The organism is Shewanella sp. POL2 (genome assembly GCF_000282755.1).
GTDB classification, from domain to species: domain Bacteria; phylum Pseudomonadota; class Gammaproteobacteria; order Enterobacterales; family Shewanellaceae; genus Shewanella; species Shewanella xiamenensis.
In genome coordinates, this window is the sequence record NZ_AKZL01000001.1 from 106,063 (window position 1) to 127,703 (window position 21,641).

General features: G+C 46.6%; 13 protein-coding genes. 3 read left to right on the forward strand and 10 right to left on the reverse strand.

Features of this window, described 5'->3' with window-relative positions:
• The first annotated feature begins 91 nt into the window (after positions 1–91).
• Positions 92–2,095, forward strand: coding sequence for a Cache 3/Cache 2 fusion domain-containing protein (locus tag SHEWPOL2_RS00505; protein ID WP_037424906.1), 2,004 nt, complete (start codon positions 92–94; stop codon positions 2,093–2,095).
• A gap of 543 nt (positions 2,096–2,638) precedes the next feature.
• Here SHEWPOL2_RS00505 and cydX read toward each other — a convergent pair.
• The 4 genes from cydX to purL form a co-directional block, all read right to left on the reverse strand.
• Positions 2,639–2,755, reverse strand: coding sequence for a cytochrome bd-I oxidase subunit CydX (gene cydX / locus SHEWPOL2_RS00510; RefSeq protein ID WP_011622029.1), 117 nt, complete (start codon positions 2,753–2,755; stop codon positions 2,639–2,641).
• Positions 2,756–2,773: 18 nt separating this feature from the next.
• Positions 2,774–3,913 (reverse strand): cytochrome d ubiquinol oxidase subunit II, encoded by a 1,140-nt coding sequence (gene cydB / locus SHEWPOL2_RS00515; protein ID WP_037420654.1) that lies wholly within the window; start codon positions 3,911–3,913, stop codon positions 2,774–2,776.
• A 15-nt stretch (positions 3,914–3,928) separates the two neighbouring features.
• Positions 3,929–5,485, reverse strand: coding sequence for a cytochrome ubiquinol oxidase subunit I (locus SHEWPOL2_RS00520; protein ID WP_037420657.1), 1,557 nt, complete (start codon positions 5,483–5,485; stop codon positions 3,929–3,931).
• 1,237 nt (positions 5,486–6,722) lie between these two features.
• Positions 6,723–10,604 carry a phosphoribosylformylglycinamidine synthase gene (gene purL, locus SHEWPOL2_RS00525; protein WP_037424909.1) on the reverse strand — a complete coding sequence of 1,294 codons (3,882 nt, stop codon included), beginning with the start codon at positions 10,602–10,604 and terminating at the stop codon, positions 6,723–6,725.
• 278 nt (positions 10,605–10,882) lie between these two features.
• Here purL and mltF point away from each other — a divergent pair, with 278 nt between their 5' ends.
• Entirely contained in the window at positions 10,883–12,319 is a 1,437-nt protein-coding gene (mltF, locus tag SHEWPOL2_RS00530) for a membrane-bound lytic murein transglycosylase MltF (protein WP_037420663.1), read from the forward strand.
• A gap of 454 nt (positions 12,320–12,773) precedes the next feature.
• On the opposite strand, the gene tadA is transcribed toward mltF, so the two are convergent.
• The 3 genes from tadA to guaB all read right to left on the reverse strand — a co-directional run bounded on the left by tadA (position 12,774) and on the right by guaB (position 16,666).
• Positions 12,774–13,325 carry a tRNA adenosine(34) deaminase TadA gene (gene tadA / locus SHEWPOL2_RS00535; protein ID WP_261730200.1) on the reverse strand — a complete coding sequence of 184 codons (552 nt, stop codon included), beginning with the start codon at positions 13,323–13,325 and terminating at the stop codon, positions 12,774–12,776.
• Between the two features lie 180 nt (positions 13,326–13,505).
• Positions 13,506–15,083: a glutamine-hydrolyzing GMP synthase gene (guaA, locus tag SHEWPOL2_RS00540; protein ID WP_037420668.1), complete on the reverse strand. Its 1,578-nt coding sequence runs from the start codon at positions 15,081–15,083 to the stop codon at positions 13,506–13,508.
• 116 nt (positions 15,084–15,199) lie between these two features.
• Positions 15,200–16,666: an IMP dehydrogenase gene (guaB, locus tag SHEWPOL2_RS00545; protein WP_037420671.1), complete on the reverse strand. Its 1,467-nt coding sequence runs from the start codon at positions 16,664–16,666 to the stop codon at positions 15,200–15,202.
• A gap of 122 nt (positions 16,667–16,788) precedes the next feature.
• On the opposite strand from guaB, the gene xseA reads away from it, so the two are divergent.
• Entirely contained in the window at positions 16,789–18,135 is a 1,347-nt protein-coding gene (gene xseA, locus SHEWPOL2_RS00550; protein ID WP_037424912.1) for an exodeoxyribonuclease VII large subunit, read from the forward strand.
• Between the two features lie 129 nt (positions 18,136–18,264).
• Here the strand turns inward: xseA and der are convergent, their stop codons facing one another.
• The 3 genes from der to SHEWPOL2_RS00565 form a co-directional block, all read right to left on the reverse strand.
• A complete protein-coding gene (der, locus tag SHEWPOL2_RS00555; RefSeq protein WP_037420678.1) occupies positions 18,265–19,731 on the reverse strand; it encodes a ribosome biogenesis GTPase Der in 1,467 nt (488 codons plus the stop codon).
• A gap of 79 nt (positions 19,732–19,810) precedes the next feature.
• Positions 19,811–20,998 carry an outer membrane protein assembly factor BamB gene (bamB, locus tag SHEWPOL2_RS00560; protein WP_037424915.1) on the reverse strand — a complete coding sequence of 396 codons (1,188 nt, stop codon included), beginning with the start codon at positions 20,996–20,998 and terminating at the stop codon, positions 19,811–19,813.
• 11 nt (positions 20,999–21,009) lie between these two features.
• A complete protein-coding gene (locus SHEWPOL2_RS00565; protein WP_037424918.1) occupies positions 21,010–21,630 on the reverse strand; it encodes a tetratricopeptide repeat protein in 621 nt (206 codons plus the stop codon).
• Between the last annotated feature and the right edge of the window lie 11 nt (positions 21,631–21,641).

A 21,641-nucleotide genomic window follows, 5' to 3' on the forward strand; every position in this document is an offset into this window, starting at 1 on the left:
ATAAATAATAGAAAATCTTAGACCCATATCAAGACCATGACGTAAAAGTTAGGTTACATTAGCGTTAACCTTTACCCTATAGGATCGCAGAATGAACTATAAAAATTGGCCTATTGCAAAACAGATCGGTGCTCTCGCGTTTGCCCTTACCCTTATTATTTTCTGTATACTCAGTACACTTTCCTATAAATCCGCTTCAAATGTGCTCGAGGACAAAGGCATTAGTGCCATGAAAGCCGAAATGCACGCTGTATCCGATATGCTTGAGCTTCAATACGATAGCTTGTTGCAACTAGCAAGACGCAATGCCGATGTATTTAAAGAAATGTATCCTGGTCAATTCAGTATCTTGGATAAAACGGTCAATGTACTTGGCGTAAACACGCCTGCATTGCTACATGAAAAAGAACAAATCAACTCTTCAAAGAGTAAAGTTGACCGTTTTGCTAACCTCACAGGTGGCACCGCTACGGTCTTTGCTCTCGCTGGAGATGATTTTGTTCGTATTGCAACCTCCCTTAAAAAACCCGATGGCAGCCGCGCCTTAGGTACCTTTTTAGGTAAAACCCATCCAGGTTATCCGACCTTAATCAAGGGCGAGGTTTATGAAGGTTACGCCAAACTTTTTGGTAAAGACTACATGACCGTCTATCGACCCATTAAGGATCTGCAAGGAAAAGTGATTGGGATCTTATATATCGGTTTTGAAATCACGCAATCCTTAACCCAATTACAAGATGCGGTGAATAAAATCACTCTAGAAGAAACTGGCCATTTCCTATTAATGCGTAAGATAGACAACGTTCTCGTCGCTCATCCCAAATTTAATACTGGCGAACCTGTGACAGAGTCTATGCTTGATGGCTTAACCCTCAGCCAAGCCACCCAAGATCAAGCTGAATGGCGTTATAGCAACAGCAAAAACCAACCGATGTTTGCTTACAGTCAAAGTGTTAGCGGTTGGAACTGGATGCTGATTGGTCAAGTTAACGCAAATGAATTAAATGAAGAAAGCCTTCTCTTATTGACGATTAATGCCATTGTGGCCGTCTCAGGCATAGTGTTAATTACCGTACTACTGTCCTTAGTGCTACTGCGCTCACTCAAGCCTTTGCACACACTCCAACACCATATGGAAATCTTAGGTTCAGGAGACTTTAGTCACCACCTCCCCGCATCAGCTTTAGATAGTCAAAACGAAGTCGATAAGATCACCACAAGTGTTTCCACTATGTCATCGGAACTGCGTCAATTAATCAGTGCCTTGCAAGCGTCGGTGCAGAGTATTGAACAGCAGGCATCAAAAGCGCAGCGTATTGCCAAACAAAATGGCGAAGAAGCTCAAGCGTTGATGCAACAAACGGATCAAATTGCTACAGCAATTGAGGAAATGTCCACTTCAATCCGCGATGTAGCAAATCACGCTCAAGAGGGGGCAACTCAAAGCCAACAGGTCGATATCGCCGCGAAAGAAGGTCAACAGCAACAAGTACGCTTAGTACAAGACCTGCTTAAATTAAGCCAACAGCTTAGTCAAAGTCACCAAGCCGTAGAGAAAGTTAGCCAAGAAAGTGAAGCGATCAGCAAAGTCACAGAAGTGATTAACAGTATTGCCGAGCAAACCAACCTACTTGCTCTCAACGCAGCCATTGAAGCGGCCAGAGCTGGTGAACAAGGGCGTGGTTTTGCCGTGGTCGCAGATGAAGTTCGAACTTTAGCTCAACGGACGCAATCATCGATTTTGGAAATTGGTCAAACAATCGATAAGCTTCAAAGCCAAGTTAAAACGACAACAAACCAAATGTCGCAAAGCCATCAACTGGGTATTGCATCGGCAAATCAAGGGGAAGAAACAGGCAAACAACTTGAGGAAATTACCCGCAGGATTGGAGAACTTGCGATTAGCTCGCGCAATATTGCTTCTGCGACTGAGCAACAAAGCAGTGTTGCCCAAGAGATCACCCATAATCTGCATCAAATTAGTGAGCTTGCCAATGAAGGAGAGCATAGAGCAGCTGAAACAGTAAACTCAGCAAATGAGTTATCTTCCCTCGCCGTCGCGCTTAAGCAGCAAATTAGCCAGTTTAAGGCTTAACCAATACAGCTAAAATTAAGCCCCACGCTTTAATGCCGCCCAACAGGGCGGTATTTTTTATCACTTTATCAAAGCTTAGTTGATGTATTGAGGCAAGATGTTGTTCGCTCTAGCCATTTCGACCTCGTAAAACGCGCAGCAATGTGCCGTTACTCTCCTCACACAGCAAGTGACAAATAGCGAACGAGCCAGACGCCTGTTTGGACAATGTTTGACTAGCGTTTCTGCGGCATTCTCGTTCGTTTAGGTAACATCAAAATCCGACATTACCTTGCATCCCTCCAACCGCTGATCACCTAACACATCAGCACGCAATGGAAACTTTGCCTCTCATGTTATTACGATTGATTTAACCATTTTCAACGGCACAGACTTATCCCCTGCTATCGATAATTTCAGTCATAATCTTCCCTCCTTAAATAGGATTATTGCCTATGCATGCGAATAAGCAGTGTGTTTAGGATTAGCGTACTGTTTTTTATTCCAATAAAAAACCCTGCAGATGCAGGGTTTTAGATGATTTACGCTGTTGGAGTTTAGCGATTACTCAGCGTCATCGCTTGAGCGGTCCATATTCTCAGTGTTTTCAAGCCACAGGGCGTTGATCACACCAAAGGAACAGGCTAACAAAACCCCTAATATCCACGTGAAATACCACATAGTAGATGCTCCTTAATTCTAATAGAGTGAGGCTTTGTTATCTTCAATATGTTTGCGGTTTAAACGACCAAACATCTTGAAGTAAGTCCATACAGTGTAACTTAACACGATTGGAACAAAGATAATCGCCGCCCAAGTCATCACAGTTAATGTCATTTCACTCGCAGTCGCATCCCACATGGTTAAGCTCACGTTAGGATCTAATGAAGATGGCATAACGAATGGGAACATTGCTGCACCACAAGTTAAGATCACCATCGCCACAGTCAGCGAGCTAAATAAGAATGCGAAACCTGAACGATTTAAGCGACTCACCACAATCACTAACAGTGGTAATGCCACACCTAATACTGGGAATAGCATAGTAATAGGATACTTATCGTAGTTAGCTAACCAAGCGCCAGACTCAACGGCTACGGTTTTCAGCGTTGGGTTTGACAATGCATGGTGGTCAAGGGTTGAAGTGATAACATAACCATCAATACCATTGGCTAACCACACACCCGCAGCGGCAAATAATACTGCCACTAACAGTGCACATAGCTGAGTCGCATTCGCGGCACGTACACGCAGCTCACCGTCGGTCTTCATTTGCAGCCAAGCAGCGCCTTGCATCATAAACATGCTCACGCTCACTAAGCCCGCCAGTAAACCGAATGGGTTCAACAGGCCAAATAAACCACCGTGATAAGTCGCACGCAGGAACTCATCGAAATTGAATGGTACACCTTGGAGTAAGTTACCGAAGGCCACACCGATGATCAGCGGTGGAATAAAGCCACCACAGAACAACGCCCAGTCCCACGATTTACGCCATTTTGGATTTTCAATCTTAGAGCGATAGTCAAATCCAACTGGACGGGTATACAAGGCAAACAGCACTAACATCATGGCCACATAGAAGCCAGAGAAAGATACTGCATATACCATAGGCCATGCCGCAAATAAGGCACCACCCGCGGTGATTAACCATACTTGGTTACCGTCCCAATGGGGGGCAATAGTGTTGACCATAATACGGCGCTCAGTATCGTCTTTACCAATAATCGGTAATAGTGCACCCACGCCCATGTCAAAACCGTCAGTGACCGCAAATCCGATGAACAGTACGCCGATCAGAGCCCACCAGATAACTCTCAATATTTCATAATCAAACATAATGAAATCCTCTGCTTAGGCTTCTAGTTTCTCGAAGTGATAACGACCAGTCTTTAAACTGCTAGGGCCAAGACGGGCAAACTTAAGCATCAAGAATATCTCGATCACCAGCAGCACAGTGTAGAACAGTGAAATCGAAATAATACTGAACCACAGATCCCCAGTCGTTAGACTCGAAGCAGACATAAAGGTCGGCAGAACCTCAGAGATGGTCCAAGGTTGACGGCCATATTCAGCCACAAACCAACCACACTCAATCGCAATCCAAGGTAATGGCAAGCTAAAGAGCGCCGCTTTAAGAACCCATTTTTTCTCTTCGATTTGATGACGTGTGCTTTGCCAGAAGGCCGCCGCGAACACAATCAACATCACAAAACCTAAGCCAACCATCACACGGAAGCTCCAGAAAATCGGTGCCACGTTCGGGATAGAATCCTTCGCAGCCGCTTTGATTTGCTCTTCTGTCGCATCAACTACGTTGTCGGTGTAACGTTTCAGCAGTAAGCCGTAACCTAAGTCAACTTTAGCCGCTTCAAATGCTTCACGTAATTCTGGAGACTTATCACCAGCGCGCAGTTTCACCAGCATCTCATAGGCTTTCATACCATTGCGAATACGCACTTCGTGTTCAGCCACTAAGTCACGCAGACCAGTCACTTCTTCATCTAAAGAACGTGTTGCCACGATACCCATTGCGTAAGGGATCTTCACCGCAAAATCGGTGTGCATGGTTTCTTGATTTGGGAAACCAACTGCAGTAAAGGCCGCTGGAGCTGGCTCTGTATGCCACTCAGCTTCGATTGCCGCTAACTTAACGCGCTGCGCTTCACCCACTTTATAACCTGATTCGTCACCCAAAACGATAACAGACAGGATAGATGCCATACCAAAGCTGGCGGCAATCGCAAATGAACGACGGGCAAAAGGTAAGTCACGTTTCTTCAGAATGTAGTAAGAGCTGATCGCTAATACGAACATTGCACCTGTTACATAGCCAGAAGCCACAGTGTGAACAAACTTCACCTGTGCAACAGGGTTGAAGATAACATCAGCAAAGCTGGTCATTTCCATACGCATGGTTTCGTAATTGAACACGCTACCTACAGGGTTTTGCATCCAACCGTTTGCTACCAGAATCCACAGAGCGGAGAAGTTGGAACCAAAAGCCACCAACCAAGTTGTCGCTAAATGTTGACGTTTTGAGAAACGATCCCAACCGAAGAAGAACATACCTACGAAGGTCGATTCTAAGAAGAATGCCATTAAACCTTCGATGGCCAGCGGTGCACCAAAGATGTCACCTACATAGTGTGAATAGTAAGACCAGTTAGTACCAAACTGGAATTCCATCGCTAAACCCGTTGATACACCCAAGGCAAAGTTGATACCAAACAACTTACCCCAGAACTTAGTCATATCTTTATAAATTTGTTTATCAGTCATCACATAGAGTGATTCCATGATAGCCAGCAAAAATGCCAACCCCAAGGTTAAGGGAACAAACAGGAAGTGATACATGGCTGTCAGCGCAAACTGTAGCCGCGATAGCTCAACAACCTCTTCAACAATCATCGGTGACTCCTTACGTGGTGCGTCCAATTGCTACGACAACATGAGCCATTCATAGCAAGTGCCTTTGTAGGATAGTGAGTTTTCATTTTGTGTTTATAGCTGAAGCCAGTATAAACCGTTAAATATCATCTTTTTCATTACATCGAGGCAGCAAGGCCTAAAAATCCCCTTTTTCCTTGCATACTGAGACCCTAGTCACACTATCGCTCGGCTTTGAGACTTCCACCTCACCACCCAATCCTACAAATGATCCCATCGATATAAATATCAGATAGTTAAGATATTTAATCGCTTTCATTTGTGAGTATTTTATACCACCCGCCTTTGATTCAAATCAATCAAACTCAGGGGTTTAGATGGGTTTTGCGGCAGGGCACACACTTCACTTTGACACCCTATTGACAGGAGATAAAATATGAAGTAGAGAACAAGATTGAAAGAATTAAAAAATAAAATTTTAAGCACTTTAGAACAAATTACTACCATAACCAGCAAAAACAACAAAAAACAAATAAAAAACAACATTAACACTAATAAAACAATAATCATAAAAAATGTAAATACACAAAATAAACCAATATAAACAATATATTAAAAATTAAAAAAGCTTAAACCAAAAACAAATCAACTAATATTAATTAGTTTTTTTAATGATTAATTGTATTTTTTCTCGTTTGAGAGTGACTGTGAGATTGGTTAATATATCTCCTGTGTTAAGGAGACGGTTTGGTACGACTGGTGAAGTGTCCCAGACAAGCCCAACTCCGCGCACATAGGTCTAACTTTGGTGTGGAGAAAGAGATATGACAAACTTATTCGAACGTCTGGTTAACAGCTATAAGCGTGTTTTTGTTGAACTTTATACAGCGCATGAGCTGTAATCGTTCACCGCTTACTCTGAAATAATACTGATTTGATTTGAAGTTTTGTTAGCGCAAAACGAGCCCCCTTCTCGATGAGTTGGGGGCTTTTTATTTTTATTGTCCGCAGATTGCAGGCATTAAAGCAGTTAAAAAATGGCAATAAGGTTTTGTTTCACTTGTGTGAACTACTTATTAAGAGGTATTTAGCTGATTAAGTCGGTATTTTTCAAATTGACTGCATTAGAAAAAAAGCATATAAAGCTAACATATTAAAATATATTATTTTTTTAAAAGATGCGTTTTATATATAAAAAAGGAGCGAAAATTTTCGCTCCTTTTTAGTCACTTAAGTGATGGTTTTATCAATAAAAACCTTAGCCTAAGTTGACTCGCGCATTGCGGAACATCCGCATCCATGGGCTGTCTTCACCCCAGTTATCTGGGTGCCACGAGTTCGCAACCGTTCTAAATACACGCTCAGGGTGTGGCATCATCAAGGTCACACGGCCATCAGTAGTACAGATACCGGTTAACCCGTTTGGCGAGCCGTTCGGGTTTTGTGGGTATTGAGTCGCGATCTCGCCTTTACCATTCACAAAACGCAGCGCAATGGTGCCAGAAGCCTCTGCTAAGGCCAGCGCCTGTGCACTAGCAAACTCAGCATGTCCTTCACCGTGGGATACAGCGATTGGCATACGTGAACCCGCCATACCTTGGAAGAACAATGACGGACTTTGCTGCACTTCAACCAAGCTGAAACGTGCTTCAAAACGCTCAGAGCGGTTACGCACGAAACGTGGCCAATGCTCGCTACCAGGAATAATTTCCTTCAGATTTGACAGCATTTGACAGCCGTTACACACGCCGAGCGCAAAGCTTGAGTCACGTTCAAAGAAACGTGAAAACTCATCGCGAGCACGCTCGTTAAACAGAATCGACTTAGCCCAACCTTCACCGGCACCTAGTACGTCACCGTAGGAGAAGCCACCACAAGCCACCAAACCTTGGAACTCTTCAAGGCTAATGCGACCTGACAGAATGTCAGACATATGCACGTCGCGGCTTTCAAACCCTGCGCGATCAAACGCAGCAGCCATTTCGACATGGGAGTTTACGCCCTGCTCACGCAGGATTGCCATTTTAGGTGCAGCACCTTTGAGGATATAAGGCGCAGCAACGTCTTCACTCGGGTCAAAGCTTAACTTAACCGTTAAACCTAAGTCAGTTTCATCCTGCTTAAGCTTAAATTCTTCTAATGCACAGGCTGGGTTATCACGCAGTGCTTGCATACGGTAAGTGGTTTCTGACCACACAGTGCGCAGTGCAACACGCGTCTCGCTGAACACTTCACGCTCACCCTCTTTAATGGTGATGCGTTCATCATCGGCTAGCGTTCCGATCACATGGCAAGGTACGCCAGCGATAGCAAACTGAGCGGCGATTTTGGCAGCGTTATCGCGGCTCACTTGCAGCACAGCGCCGAGCTCTTCATTAAAGAGTATTTCTAAATCAGTGCCCTGTAGATCTTCTATATCAATGTCTAAGCCAGTATTACCCGCAAAGGCCATTTCCACCAAGGTCGTGAATAAACCACCGTCGCTACGATCGTGGTAAGCAATCACTAACTTATTAGCCACTAGCTTTTGCATGGTTTCGAAGAAACCACGTAACAGTGCAGCATCGTCTAAGTCTGGCGCGATATCGCCTAACTCACCGTAAACCTGTGCTAAACAAGAACCACCTAAACGATTTTTACCAGCGCCTAAGTCAACTAGCAATAAAGAGGTTTCACCTTTATCGCTGCGCAGCTCTGGCGTCACGGTGTTACGAATATCCTGCACCACACCAAAGGCCGTGATAACCAATGACATTGGTGATGTCACGGTTTTATTCACACCATCTTGCTGCCATGCGGTTTTCATCGACATGGAGTCTTTACCGACAGGAATGGTGAGGCTCAGTTCTGGACACAGCTCTTCACCCACGGCCTTAACCGCTTCATAAAGACCCGCATCTTCGCCAGGGTGACCCGCAGCCGACATCCAGTTAGCCGACAGTTTGATACGTTTGAACGAACCAATATCCGCACCCGCGATGTTCATAATCGATTCGGCCACCGCCATACGGGCAGAGGCGCCAAAATCGAGCAGTGCCAGCGGCGTACGTTCACCCATAGACATGGCTTCACCGGCGTAGGTATCAAAGCTTGCCGCAGTTACCGCGCAATCTGCAACGGGTACTTGCCATGGGCCAACCATTTGGTCACGGTTCACTAGACCCGTTACTGTGCGGTCACCAATGGTGATAAGGAAGGTTTTGTCCGCCACTGTTGGCAAGCTAAGAATGCGTTTAACCGCATCTTTAATATCGATATTGCTTTGCTCAAGTGCAGGTGAAACCGCCTTTTTAGACACCACATTACGGCTCATCTTAGGTGCTTTACCTAATAACACCTCGAGTGGTAAATCGATGGGATTGTTATCAAAATGGCTGTCGGCTAGGGTTAAATGCTGCTCTTGTGTCGCCTCGCCTACGACCGCAAACGGTGCGCGCTCACGCTCACAAATCGCAGTAAATAAAGGCAAGTCTTCGGCAGCAACCGAAAGTACATAACGTTCCTGCGATTCGTTACACCAGATCTCCAGCGGGCTCATACCCGGCTCGTCCGATGGCACATTGCGCAGATTGAAGATACCACCACGGCCGCCATCATTCACTAACTCAGGGAAAGCGTTAGATAAACCACCCGCGCCCACATCGTGGATAAATTGAATTGGGTTTTTATCGCCTAACTGCCAGCAGCGGTCGATCACTTCCTGACAGCGGCGTTCCATTTCTGGGTTTTCACGCTGTACTGACGCAAAGTCTAAATCTTCGCTCGATTGACCTGACGCCATCGAAGAAGCCGCGCCGCCGCCCAGACCGATGTTCATCGCAGGGCCACCGAGTACGATCAGCTTAGCACCGACGGTGATTTCGCCTTTTTGTACATGCTCTTCGCGAATATTACCTAAACCACCCGCTAACATAATGGGCTTATGATAACCACGCACTTCTACGCCATTGTGGCTAGAGACTTCTTGCTCATAGGTACGGAAGTAACCTAACAGGGCTGGACGACCAAACTCGTTGTTAAACGCGGCGCCGCCTAATGGGCCTTCGGTCATAATATCCAGAGCGCTAACGATGCGATCCGGCTTACCATAATTACCTTCCCAAGGTTGAACAAAACCTGGGATTTTTAAATTCGATACGCTAAAGCCAGTTAAACCCGCTTTAGGTTTAGAGCCACGACCGGTTGCACCTTCATCGCGGATCTCACCACCTGAACCCGTCGCCGCACCAGGATATGGGCTAATTGCCGTTGGATGGTTGTGGGTTTCCACTTTCATCAGTACGTGCATTGGTTCAGTGTGATAGCTATAAACACCGTTTGGATCGGGGAAGAAACGTCCCGCAACCGAACCTTCCATCACAGCGGCGTTATCTTTATAGGCAGATAACACGTGGTCTGGTGTGGTTTCAAAGGTGTTTTTAATCATCTTGAACAGAGACTTAGGCTGCGCCTCGCCATCAATTGTCCAATCTGCGTTAAAAATCTTGTGACGGCAGTGCTCGGAGTTGGCCTGAGCAAACATCATCAGTTCGATATCATTTGGATTGCGGTTCAAACGGACAAAGTTTTCGACTAAATAATCGATTTCATCTTCAGCGAGCGCCAGACCCATTTCGACGTTGGCCACTTCAAGGGCACGGCGACCTTCAGCCAACACGTTCACACTCTTGAAAGGCGCAGGTTCAGTGCGCTTAAACAGCACATCGGCCTTTGCAAAATCGTCCAGAACCACTTCAACCATACGGTCGTGCAATAACCCTTTGAGGGTTTGTTGCTGCTCGGCAGTCAAAGTGTCTGACTCCACATAATAGGCAACACCACGTTCCAAACGCTTTACCTTACCGAGACCACAATTGTGGGCGATATCAGTAGCTTTTGAAGACCATGGGGAAATTGTGCCGGGGCGGGGAGTAACAAACAGGAGTGAACCTTGGGGGGTATGGGCTTCGATAGCAGGTCCATAGGTGAGAATTTTTTCAAGTTGCTTGCGCTCATTGGTCTCAAGCAACTCGCTCAAATCCGCTAAATGAACATACTCAGCATAGATTTGGCGTACCGGAAGCGCAGCGTTTACGCAGGCCTCCATTAGCTTTTGCACTCTAAACGTCGAGAGTGCAGGGGCTCCGCGGATGATCTCCATCACGTCAATTCACCTTATATTTATAATTGCAGGGGTCAGAGATGGCGCTATTATAGGGAAATGTCTGTCACAAATCACCTGTGACCTTACGCAAAACAGTGTTTCCTATAAGATAAAAAGCAAACCTTTTTTCTTGGTTCGCACCCCATTCGATACGATTTTTTTACGTAATCGGTGACAAACGGATATAATCACAGCAATGTCAGCTAGTTTATCTTAGTTACCTCACTGACCTTCTACTATTCATCTTTTTGATTTTATTAAATAAAGTGTACTTAATAGCTCGATTTCTGTTCTTGACTATCTTGGGTTTCTTACTGACTGCCTGTCAGCAAGTTACCGTGGAAGAAACAGAATACGTCCCCCATAAACTCACCGAATTAAGAGTCGGCACGCTCTATGGCCCACAAATTTATATGACCTCGGGCCAAGGCAACAGCGGTTTCGATTATGATATGGCCGTGCTCTTTGCCGAATACCTCGATGTCCCCTTAAAAATGGTGCCCTATACCAGTCGTGTAGAGCTCTATGAAGCACTGAAAAAAAACGAGATTGATATCATCGCCGCAGGGATGACAGAAACCCCAACACGGCGCGAGCAATTCCGTTTAGGCCCGCCACTTTATCGGGTTAATCAAGTATTGGTTTACCGTGAAGGTATGCCTACCCCAAAAGATATTACTGATTTAAAAGGTAAAATTACTGTTATTGCCGACTCAGCATTTGTCGAAACCTTGACTCAATTGCAGAAACGCCATCCGACGCTGGTATGGGATCAAGTGACAGATAAAGACAGCGAAGAACTGCTGGCAATGATCGCCAATAAAGAAATTGACTACACCATAGCCGACTCCAGTAGCGTACAAATAAACCGCCGCTACTTACCCGATCTCCGCGCTGGATTAGTACTTGAAGAGAAGCTCGATGTAGTCTGGTTATTACCCGCCAATCATAGCGATGGTTTGATGAGTCAACTGCTAGCATTTTGGCACCAAGAAAAATTAGCAGGCACACTCGATCATCTAAACGAAAAATATTTTGGCCATGTTAAACGTTTCGATTATATCGACACCCGCGCCTTCCTACGCGCTATCGAAACTGTGTTACCACGCTACCGCCAGTTATTTGAAACCCACGCCGGTGACTTAGATTGGCGAAAATTAGCAGCAACCAGTTATCAAGAGTCCCATTGGAATCCCAATGCCCGCTCACCGACTGGCGTGCGCGGTATGATGATGTTGACACAACCGACCGCCAAAGAAATTGGCATCACCAACCGACTCGATGCGGAAGAAAGTATCCGCGGCGGCGCCGCCTATTTACGGGATATGATCAACCGTTTACCCGAGTCGATTCCCGAGAGTCAACGCATGTGGTTTGCACTGGCATCTTACAATATCGGTTATGCCCATGTGGAAGACGCCCGTAAACTTGCTGAATCTATGGAGTTAAATCCCAACGCATGGCGAGATCTTAAAAAGGTGTTACCACTGCTGCAAAAGCGCAAATACTACCAAAAGACCCGCTACGGTTATGCCCGCGGTAGTGAAGCCGTGCATTATGTGGATAGCATTCGTCGCTACTACGACACCTTAGTCTGGGTCGATAATCAGTCTCAACAGCAAAATAGTGATGACGTCGAACCCAGCGATCTCGCTTCAGAAGATACACCCGCACCAGTATCTGGCACCTTAAGCCCTGATAAGCCAAAGTAGCCCAACAAATATCTGCCAAATAGTTTGAGTTACGCCACAGTGTTGAAACGCCAACAGAATAAGCCTTAGCTTTTAATCTTAGATTAAGTGAATACGCGCTAAAGTGAAGCCGCTTTGAGGTAAAAATGCTGCTTTATAGAGCAGATACATCCTGGGGGGGATTGCCGCCTGAGATCTCTACTGATACTGTCGTAATGACAAATAAAGACAAAAATGATTGCAGCGTTAACCATTGTCTCTCAACCAAAATGGTAACCCAAGCAAAGTAGCCTTAACTTAAACAATAACAAGATTGAAATGGGGTCTATATGAGAAGAAAAACCATCAATAACAATGCGTCTCGCCGTCGTACTTTACTTAAAATTCGTCATCGCCGAGTGCTGAATCGTCACAAACTATTTTTTACCTTTCTACAAGCGCAAGACTAAATCAAAACAATAACTCAATTTAGTCCTTAAGAAATCCTCTCCTGCTGCGCCTTTTGAGCCTGTTTTAAAGCCTTCTTTTCCTCCCGACGACGTTTAAAAAAGCGGCTCAATTGGTCGGCACAATCCTGCGCCAACACGCCAGATGTTACCTCAACTTGATGATTAAAAACGGGATGTTGCAAGAGATTAAGCACAGTTCCCGCAGCGCCAGTCTTTTCATCCCGAGCCCCAAATACTACTCTAGCAATACGGCTATGCACCATAGCGCCTGCACACATGGCACAAGGCTCAAGGGTCACATATAAGGTCGCATCAAGGAGCCGATAGTTTTCAACGGTTTGCCCAGCGGCGCGCAAACAGAGGATCTCAGCATGGGCACAAGGATCATGCTGACTGATAGACAAGTTATACCCAGCCGCAATTTGCTGGCCATCCTTTACTAACACCGCCCCCACAGGCACCTCGCCTTCAGCCTCGGCCTTCTCAGCCATGGCCATCGCGACCCGCATCCAATGTTCATCTACTTGAGCTTGTTCAAGATCCGCTTGCTTGGGACAAGTTTGCTCACCACCACTCACTTCATCACAACCAAGTTCATCAGAGCTATGCGTCTTCGCATGCAAGGTTTTTGGGTCCAGTTTTATCTGCTCCACTTAAGGATTCTCTTTATTCAACAATTTGGGCAATTATACCTATAACCAATAAAAAAGGCGCACTGGGCGCCTTTCGTTAATTCATCATGTCATCAAGACAAGCAATTATTCCCATTCGATGGTTGCAGGTGGCTTACCTGAAATATCGTAAACTACGCGGGAAATACCGTCGATTTCGTTGATGATGCGGTTTGATACGCGGCCAAGGAAATCATATGGCAAATGTGCCCAATGCGCGGTCATAAAGTCGATGGTTTCAACGGCGCGCAGTGACACCACCCAATCGTATTTACGGCCATCGCCCATCACACCCACAGAGCGAACCGGTAAGAACACAGTAAATGCTTGGCTGACTTTGTTATAAAGATCAGCTTTGTGCAGTTCTTCGATGAAAATCGCATCAGCGCGGCGCAGCAAATCACAGTATTCTTTCTTCACTTCGCCAAGTACTCGTACACCTAAGCCTGGGCCTGGGAACGGATGGCGATAAAGCATGTTGTATGGCAGACCTAACTCGAGACCAATCTTACGCACTTCATCTTTAAAGAGTTCACGCAGTGGCTCAACTAGACCTAGCTCCATATCATCTGGCAAACCGCCAACGTTATGGTGCGACTTAATTACATGTGCTTTACCAGTGGCGCTACCTGCAGATTCAATCACGTCTGGATAGATAGTGCCTTGGGCTAACCATTTAGCGTTAACGCATTTCTTGGCTTCTTCGTCGAAAATTTCAACGAATACACGGCCGATGATTTTACGTTTCGCTTCTGGATCGGCTTCGCCTTTCAGCGCGTCAAGGAAGCGGTTTTCCGCATCGACGTGAACAATGTTCAGACCAAAATGGTCGCCAAACATTTCCATCACTTGCTTGGCTTCGTTTAAACGCAGTAAGCCGTTATCAACAAATACGCAGGTCAGCTTCTTACCAATTGCGCGGTGCAGCAGCATGGCCACGACAGATGAATCCACACCACCAGACAGACCTAAAATCACTTCATCGTCACCCACTTGCTTTTTCAAGCGCTCGATGGCGTCTTCGATAATGGATGACGGCTTCCAGTTTGCGGCACAACCACAGATATCTAAGGCAAAGTGCGACAGCATACGCATACCTTGACGGGTATGGGTTACTTCAGGGTGGAACTGTACGCCGTAGAAACGTTTTTCCTCACAAGACATGGCCGCAAATGGGCAAGTATCGGTTTTAGCTACGGCCACAAAGCCTTCTGGGATCGCCGACACTTTATCGCCATGGCTCATCCATACATCCAGCAGAGACTTGCCATCGCTGCTAACGGCATCTTCAATACCTTTAAACAGGGCAGATTCGGCAAGCATTTCAATCTGGGCATAACCAAATTCGCCTTCACCCACGCCTTGGATCACTTTACCGCCAAGCTGTTCAGACATGGTTTGCATGCCATAGCAAATACCAAGAACAGGTACGCCAGCATTGAACACATATTCAGGTGCGCGGGGAGAGTTATCCGCAGTCACGCTTTCTGGGCCGCCCGCGAGGATAATGCCGTTCGGGGCAAACTCACGAATTTGGGCTTCGGTCACATCCCATGCCCATAACTCACAGTAAACACCAATTTCACGGATACGACGGGCAATCAGTTGGGTGTACTGAGATCCAAAATCGAGGATCAGTATCTTATGCTCATGAATATCGCTCATGGATAACCTTTATTTCATCTATTGTTTTAACTTAGCTCAAGACGAGAGGTGCAATCTTGAGGGCATACGGATCTTAATACCGGGGCGGCTAACTGCCGCCCCGGTATTACAAACGCTTAAGAACCTGAACGATAGTTCGGTGCTTCTTTAGTGATCGTCACATCGTGCACGTGGGACTCGCCCATGCCCGCAGACGTCACTTTCACAAACTGGGCTTTTTCATTCAGCTCTTGGATAGTGGCACAGCCTGTTAAGCCCATGCATGAACGTAAACCACCCATATGCTGATGGATGATTTCCTTCAACTTACCTTTGTAAGGTACACGGCCTTCAATGCCTTCTGGCACAAGCTTGTCGGCAGCATTGTCAGATTGGAAATAACGATCGGAAGAACCTTGAGACATGGCGCCTAAAGAACCCATACCGCGATATGACTTATAGGCGCGGCCTTGATAAAGCTCGGTTTCGCCCGGCGCTTCATCAGTACCAGCGAACATTGAGCCCGCCATAATGCATGATGCACCCGCCGCTAACGCTTTGGCTAAGTCGCCAGAGAAACGTACACCGCCGTCGGCGATAACAGGGATACCTAATCCTTTTACGGCTTCGGCCGCATCTGAAACCGCAGTAATTTGTGGCACGCCCACACCCGTCACGATACGTGTGGTGCAGATAGAACCTGGGCCAATACCGACTTTAACTGCGTTAACGCCGGCTTCAACTAGGGCCAATGCGCCTTCAGCTGTCGCCACGTTACCACCAATAATTTGTAAATCTGGGTATTTAGCGCGGGTTTCACGGATACGTTGAAGTACACCTTCAGAGTGGCCGTGGGAAGAGTCAATCAGCAGCACGTCAACGCCGGCTTTCACCAGCGCATCGACACGCTCTTCGTTACCCGCACCCGCACCCACAGCGGCGCCAACACGTAAACGACCTAACTCATCTTTACAGGCATTAGGCTTACGCTCGGCTTTTTCGAAGTCTTTAACTGTGATTAAGCCTTTCAGCTTGAAGTTATCATCGACAACTAACACTTTTTCGATACGGTTTGAGTGCATTAATTTTTGCACTTCATCTAACTTAGTGCCTTCGGCAACCGTGACTAAACGCGCTTTAGGCGTCATCACTTCTTCTACAGTTTTGCTCCAGTCAGTTACGAAACGTACGTCACGGCCAGTGATAATACCCACCAATTCATTGGCTTCGTTGACCACAGGGTAACCCGCAAAACCATTCTTGGCGGTCAGTACTTTTAAATCAGCCAGCGTGGTTGAAGGCGTTACCGTCACAGGTTGTTGAACTACGCCTGCCTCGTAAATTTTTACTTTACGAACTTCTTCGGCCTGCTTTTCTATGCTCATGTTTTTATGAATAAAACCTAAGCCACCTTCCTGTGCCATGGCGATCGCAAGACGCGCTTCGGTCACAGTGTCCATAGCGGCAGACACAAGCGGAATATTCAGTTCAATGGTATTGGTCAGGCGAGTTTTAAGAATGGCGGTATTTGGGAGTACAGTAGAATGCGCAGGAACAAGTAACACATCGTCAAAAGTTAGCGCTTCTTTAATTAAACGTAGCATAGGCAACATCTCCCCAGTTGAGTAGGATTTTAGAGGTGAAATATTGCGGCGGGATTATACCTTGCATCTAGGGAGCGGTAAATGGAAAATAGTGAAAAAATCCCATTTGCGCGAGAAAACACATGCAAGTCCCTAAAAATAATATTTATACCGTCTCACGCCTCAATGGTGAAGTCAGACAAATTCTTGAGGGGCAACTGGGTAAGATCTGGCTAAATGGGGAAATTTCCAACTTTTCAGCCCCCAGTTCAGGCCATTGGTATTTAACCCTTAAGGATCATTTTTCACAAATTCGCTGCGCCATGTTTAAGGGGCGCAACCAAAGCGTGAGCTTTAAACCCGTGAATGGCCAGCAGGTGATCGTAAAAGGTGCTATTAGCGTTTACGAGCCGCGTGGCGACTATCAATTATTGATTGAGTCAATGCTCCCCGCTGGAGACGGCTTACTGGCACAACAATTTGAAGCGTTGAAAATGAAGCTCGCCGCGCAGGGATTATTTGCCGCCGACACTAAACGTCAGTTACCGAAAAATATTCAACGCATCGGGGTGATCACCTCCCCCACGGGCGCGGCAATCCGTGATGTCTTGCATGTGCTTGCACGTCGTGACCCATCGATTGAAGTGATTATTTATCCGACACAAGTACAGGGTGAAAACGCGGATATGAATATCTGCCAAGCGATCAATATCGCCAATCAACGGCTTGAGGTGGATGTATTACTGCTTACCCGTGGCGGTGGCTCGTTAGAAGATTTATGGTGTTTTAACAGCGAAGTGCTCGCCCATACCATTTATAACAGCGCACTGCCCATAGTGAGTGCCGTGGGCCATGAAGTCGATACCACAATAAGCGACTATGTCGCCGATGTGCGTGCCCCCACGCCCTCAGCAGGCGCAGAGCTGCTCTCACAGGACAGTGACAATAAAAGCCAACGTTTAGCCACAGTACTTGCCCGCCTTAAACAAAGCGCAAGCCACTATCAACTCAAGCAAGAGAGACGCTTAAGTTTACTCGAGCACAGACTGCAACGCTTAGACCCTAAACGCACCTTACAGCAATTTGAGCAACGTTTCGATGAGATGCAATTACGCCTCGAAGCGGCGTTTACCAATAAGCTGCATGGCTTAAGTCGCCGTCAGCAGCAACTGGCAAATCGCCTCGAGCAACAATCACCAAAACATAAACTCGCACTTGAGGCCAATCGTTTGAGCTATTTAGCAACGCGTTTGCAGGACGCAATGCAAGATACCCTCAATCAAAGCGAGCAGCGAATTAAATATGCCGCCCATCAGCTTGAAACGGTCAGTCCATTAGCCACCTTAAGTCGCGGCTACAGCATCACAACAGATGCAAATCATCAAGTTATAGAGAATGCAGCCCTGCTAAACGTTGGTGATAGTATGCATACCCGCCTATTGCACGGACAAGTCGTTTCTACCGTCACCGAGGTTATTCAAGGGGAATAATGCACAACTTGACTGATACCCAGTCAAACACCCCAATAATTCCACTCAATTGAACAAACAAAAAAGGAACCCTAGGGTTCCTTTTCTATTGATTCACTTAAATAAATGACTCAGTTTTTCGCTTGAGTCTTATTTTGCCTTGCGGTCTTTAATATGACTCAAGGCGCGTTTACGGCGACGCTCTTGGCTCATGGTCAGCTTTTCCACTTTGTTTTCAAACGGGTTATCACCCTCTTGGAAACGCAGTTGGATTGGCGTACCGACCACTTTTAATGAACGGCGGAAGTAGTTCATCATGTAGCGCTTGTAAGAATCCGGCAGCTTGCTGACTTGGTTACCGTGAATAACCACGATTGGCGGGTTATAACCACCGGCGTGGGCGTATTTCAGTTTCACGCGGCGACCGTTCACCAATGGTGGCTGATGGTCATCCTGCGACATTTGCATAATGCGGGTCAGCATTGAGGTGCTCACGCGGCGAGTCGCACTGTCGTAAGCTTCTTCAATCGACTCAAACAGATGGCCAACACCCGTGCCATGCAGCGCCGAAATAAAGTGAATACGGGCAAAGTCGATAAAGCCTAAACGACGGTCGAGTTCACTCTTAACACGGTCTTTAATGCCTTGGTCGATGCCATCCCACTTGTTAACAGCAATCACTAACGCGCGGCCTGCGTTTAGGGCAAACCCTAATAGGCCAAGATCTTGCTCGGCAACGCCTTCACGGGCGTCGATGATAAGTAACACCACGTTAGCATCTTCAACCGCTTTGAGGGTTTTAATCACCGAGAACTTTTCAATCACTTCATGGACTTTACTGCGGCGACGTACACCAGCAGTATCGATAATCACGTATTCGCGACCATCGCGTTCCATCGGAATGTAAATACTGTCACGAGTGGTGCCTGGTTCGTCATAAACCACCACACGCTCTTCACCTAAGATACGGTTGGTCAGGGTCGATTTACCCACGTTAGGTTTACCGATGATGGCGAGTTTGATCGGTAAGTCCTGTAGACGCTTTTGCTCAGCTTCGGCTTCTTCTTCAGTGTACTGACGCTCGTCAACTTCTTCCTCTTCGCCTTGGCGCTCAATGCCCATGGCTTCAGCGTAAGGAGTTAAGGCGTACTCAATCATATTGGTTACACCGCGGCCTTGGGCGGCAGCCATTTGATAGACTTCACCTAAACCCAAAGACCAAAATTCGGCGCAGGCCGAGTCGGCATCAATACCGTCAATCTTGTTAGCCACCACAAAGGTGGTTTTTTGGCGGCTACGTAAATGCTGAGCGATAGACAAATCCGCAGCGGTTAACCCAGCACGCGCATCGGTCATAAATAAGACAACATCGGCTTCTTCGATAGCGGCAAGGGACTGCTCGGCCATCTTAGTTTCGATCCCCTCTTCAGTGCCGTCGATACCGCCGGTATCCACCACGATAAACTCATAGCCGGATAAGAATGCTCGACCATATTTACGGTCACGTGTTAGGCCAGGAAAGTCAGCAACCAGCGCATCACGCGTACGCGTAAGGCGGTTAAATAAGGTGGATTTACCGACGTTCGGCCGACCAACAAGGGCCACTACAGGGATCATGATTTCGCCTCTAAAAAACTTTTCAATAAAAAGCCCCCGGAACACACTTCCAGGGGCTCTACAAGGATAACACTTTTAACTAAGGAAGTGTTACAACAGCTAACTTTCCGCTGCGACCTTGCACATAGATTTTATCATCCACCACTAATGGCTGGCTGAATAATCCAGAGCTGTCCACTTGGATACGACCGACAATACTGCCTGTGCTACGGTCGATAAAGTGCAGATAACCTTCAAAATCACCCACGACCAAATAGTCTTTATATACCTCTGGTGAAGTGAGTGTGCGATTGACCAACTCAGAGTTGCTCCACAACTCTAAACCGTTACGTCTATCCACTGAATAGATACGACTATGGTCATCAACCAAGAACAAACTTAAACCCGCCGTAGCTAACTCATTGAAGCTTGAGTACTTACGAGTCCAAATAATCCGTCCGGTGCGCAGTTCCATCGACACCAAGTTACCGTTGTAGCTCACCGCATATAAGTTATCGCCGAGGATCAACGGTGTCATATCCACATCGGCCATACGGGTAAACTCATTGCCACCTGTAGGATTATAGATGGCTTGCTCCCACGCAGCTTGACCGTTGTTTTTGACGACAACAGCCACTTTGCCATCGGCGGTACCAATAAAGAAACCACCCGCTTCATAAGCTGCTGAACCCGTTCCCCGGAGCGTCAGGTTAGGCAACTGCATGTTATAAACCCACAGTTTTGCGCCAGTATCAACGTTATAGGCTTCAAATGAACCTGAACTGGTGCTCACCACCACAACGTCGTCAGCCACGGTTGGCTTAGATAACAATTCGCCACCAGCAATCACATGCCATAATACTTGGCCGTCTTCTGCATTCAGCGCAGCCAAAAGGCCACTCTCACCGCCGATAAAGAGCTTATTGCGTGCCGCTGTTACACCAGCGGCCAAACGTGCACCTTTGTTTTTGGCTAAAGCGTTATCACGGAACTCTTCACTAAAATCTTTTTTCCAAACCTGTTCACCCGTTGCTTCATCAAAAGCAACAACTTCACCATAACGGTCGGCCGCAAAAATTTTACCGTAACGAACTGCAGGGGTAAGGCGAGAGTAATAATCACCAACACCATCACCTACAGAGGCGCTCCAACTTACTTCAGGAAATACTGTCGCCTGAATCGCAGTTAACTCACTTACCGGTTCTTCTTCCACATCACTAGAAGAACAGGCGGATAACATGGCTAGGCTTAACCCAGCGGCTAGCAGGTTCTTGCACCAAGACTTCATCAAGGGATCCCTTATGCTTGATTTAAGTTATCAAGTTTGATTTTAAGTGCAGGGCTGGTCACAACACCGCCGTTATCCATTGCTGCCTGATAAGCAGTTTTCGCTTTATCGGTTTGGCCTTGACGAACAAAGAAGTCACCTTTCAGTTCTTCACGTTGTGCTAAAAAGGCTTTATCAGTCACTTGGTCTAGCGTGGCTAACGCAGTGTCAACTTGACCTTGTTCAGCCTGAATACGCGCTAAACGCAATGTTGCAATAGTGTCTAATCCTGCACCTGGCTTCGCAGCAATCACTTTCTTCAGTGCTTCTTCGGCCTTAGGAAAATCTTTCGCTTCAACCGCTGTTTTCGCAACGATCAGGTCTAGCAGTGATTGATAGCCCTTTTGGTCGTAATTTTTCGAAAACTCAGCCACGCCAGCAATCATGGCCGCTTCGTCACTTGATTTGGTGGTTAAGGTTTGGAACGCCTGTGATGCTTCTTCGGCCTTCACGATTTTCATGTCGGAATAAGTGTTCCAACCGTACAGGCCGCCTAAACCAACGACCGCCCCGATAACAATCGAGGTTCCATAGTCTTTCCAGAACTGTTTGATAGCATCAACTTGTTGTTCTTCTGTGCTATAAATTTCCACGCGCACGTCCC